The organism is Myroides albus (assembly GCF_009711045.1).
Taxonomy (GTDB): Bacteria; Bacteroidota; Bacteroidia; order Flavobacteriales; family Flavobacteriaceae; genus Flavobacterium; species Flavobacterium album_A.
On the sequence record NZ_WMJX01000095.1, the window covers coordinates 1 to 2814 of the forward strand.

2 protein-coding genes and 1 tRNA gene are annotated in these 2814 nt (G+C 33.7%); 1 reads left to right on the plus strand and 2 read right to left on the minus strand.

Going from position 1 to position 2814, the window contains the following annotated elements:
- Window positions 1-111: 111 nt before the first annotated feature.
- Window positions 112-185 (minus strand) — tRNA-Arg (locus GJV76_RS15340).
- Window positions 186-499: 314 nt separating this feature from the next.
- Window positions 500-1618: a DEAD/DEAH box helicase gene (locus GJV76_RS15345; RefSeq protein ID WP_155093458.1), complete on the minus strand. Its 1119-nt coding sequence runs from the start codon at window positions 1616-1618 to the stop codon at window positions 500-502.
- Between the two features lie 393 nt (window positions 1619-2011).
- Here GJV76_RS15345 and GJV76_RS15350 point away from each other — a divergent pair, with 393 nt between their 5' ends.
- The gene (locus GJV76_RS15350) at window positions 2012-2740 is read left to right on the plus strand and encodes an MBL fold metallo-hydrolase (protein WP_155093459.1); all 729 of its coding nucleotides are present in this window, start codon (window positions 2012-2014) and stop codon (window positions 2738-2740) included.
- Window positions 2741-2814 lie beyond the last annotated feature (74 nt).

Genomic DNA, 2814 nt, shown 5'->3' on the forward strand with positions numbered 1-2814 from the left:
TAAGCTTTATGCCTAAACACAACTTTTGAGATTGATCCTTTTGAAATCCACTCTTTAAATTAGATAAGAATGTAAACAAAAAAAGCCCCAACATTTGTTGAGGCTTTTTTGTGATCCAGTCAGGATTCGAACCTGAGACCTACTGCTTAGAAGGCAGTTGCTCTATCCAGCTGAGCTACTGGACCGTCCTTAAACTTAGTGTTTAATTAGGCGTCTGTAATGAGTCTAACACTGTGTGTGTCTCATTTTGACGTTGCAAATATATTGCTTTTTAAATATACGAAACAAGTAAAAAATAATGTTTTTTTCGATGTTTTCAACAACTCTTTGAGAAGTAAATAGTTATCGGGTATATTTTTTTACTTTTATATAAAAATAATCCTATGTCTCTCTCTAAGCTTGTGTTTATTCAACAATAGATTTGATTTGTTGCGAGAATAAACCTTAAAGGTGATACCGACTTTTATAGCGTTTAATAGTGAAACAAGTAGATAGGAGCCTATAATTCAACTTTCTTAATTGGAATTTTAAATCCTATTAATTTTTGAATATTCATTAGATCCTTTTTTTCTGTTTCATCACAAAATGAAATAGCAACTCCATTTGCACCAGCTCTTCCTGTACGTCCAATGCGATGTACATAAGTTTCGGAAATGTTGGGAAGTTCGTAATTAACTACACAAGGGAGCTCATCTATATCGATACCACGTGCAGCAATATCAGTGGCAATTAACACATTGATTGTATTCGTTTTGAAGTTCTCAAGGGCGCGCTGTCTTGCATTTTGAGATTTGTTTCCGTGTATTGCAGCTGACTGTATCCCTGCCTTTAAAAGCTTTTTGACTAATTTATCCGCTCCATACTTTGTACGGGTAAATACCAATATACGCTCTTTTGGTTTGTCTTTAAGCAAGTGAATTAGCAATTCTTGCTTGTTTTCTTTATCGACAAAGTAAACAGATTGTTCAATGGTCTTTGCTGTCGATGAAACAGGTGTCACATTTACTTCTGTTGGTTTATATAAAATAGATTGGGCAAACTTTCTAATTTCAGTAGGCATTGTAGCCGAGAAAAATAATGTTTGTTTTTTCTTAGGTAGCTTGGTTAGTATCTTTTTGATGTCGTGTATGAAACCACTATCGAGCATTCGGTCGGCTTCGTCCAAAACAAATAGTTCGATTTGATTCAATTTAACAACGTTTTGATTGATTAAATCCAGCAGTCTACCTGGTGTAGCGATTAATATATCACAACCTCTTCTTACTTGATTAATTTGCTTTTCAGCAGATACGCCCCCGAAGATCGTTGTATGTTTCAAAGAAAGGTTTTGACCATACAGTTTAAAATTGTCGCTGATTTGTATTGCAAGTTCTCTTGTAGGGGTGAGAATTAAAGCTTTAATTCCCTTATTAGCATGCTCGTTATTGTGCAATATTTGTAAAATCGGTATGGCAAAAGAAGCTGTTTTACCTGTTCCTGTTTGGGCACATCCGATAATATCTTTTCTATCAAGCACAATAGGGATTGCTTGTTTTTGAATAGGTGTTGGTGCAGTATAACCTACTTGTTCGATAGCATCGAGTATTGGCGTAATGATATTGAGATCTTTAAAGTTCATTTTGTTGTTTTATATTTTTTCATTTTTCACAATGGAATTTAAACAGTTTATAGGTAATAAACTGTAATTTTCTATTATGTGTAATGAGTTTTTTAATTGAAATACAGCAAAGGAGGTAAAACCACTTTTAAATGTATTATTTTCTCTTGCCTCTATGAGATTGAACCTCTTACAATATATAGGCAACTGAAAAAACAAAAAATCAAAAGACGTTGATATAAAGTTATTTCAGAGAAATGATTGTAGTAGCTTTCTTAATTGAGCGCGAACAAATATAAATATATTATATGCTTATTTAATACTTTTTATTTATTATCTTCTTCTGTAGAGGATTGTTTAAAAGGGGTGTTTTATTTTCTACTTATCTTTGCTACCACAAATTCACACAAAAAAATGATAAAAGTAGTTCCCCTGAAAGAAGGAGATTTTTATGAAGATGAGGTAAAGAACTTTTTGCCAATTGGAGATAAGGTATTAACAACGGAAATACAGTTAGCTGTACAGCCTTTTCTTATCATAACGGATCATCACAAGACTTTATTAGATGCTGGTTTAGGATATCAAGAGAATGGAGCCTATATCATAGATCAGTTGCTTGAAAAAGAGGGATTAACTCCTTTAGATATTGATAGAGTCCTGATGTCGCATTTACACAAGGATCATGTTAATGGTCTTGTTGAAGATACAGAAAAGGGATATAAAGGGCGTTTTCCCAACGCAGATATTTATATTCAGCGTAGGGAAGTTGCTTTTGCAGAACTTTCTATGGATGATATATCTTTTGATTATGATATTTTAGAGGAGGTCTTAGCCTTGCCTAATATTATATGGATGAATGGAGATAGAGGGAATATAGATGACTGTATTTCGTATGAAGTAGTAGGAGGCCACACGCCTTATATGCAAGTATTTTGGATAAAAGACGATGAGCAGATTATCTTTTATGGAGCTGATAACTTACCTAAGTATAATTATCTGGAATTTAATATGGCTTTTAAAAGCGACTATGATGGAAAGTTGGCGATGAAGTGGCGTGGGGACTGGAAGGTACAGGCAGAAGCAGAGCACTGGACAATGCTGTTTTATCACGATATGGATAAAGTAATGTATATATGTGAATAAATGGTAGTGTCGAATCTATTTTGTGATTAATTAATGTTTATTGGTCGCAGACTGTAGTTAAAACTATGCACTTT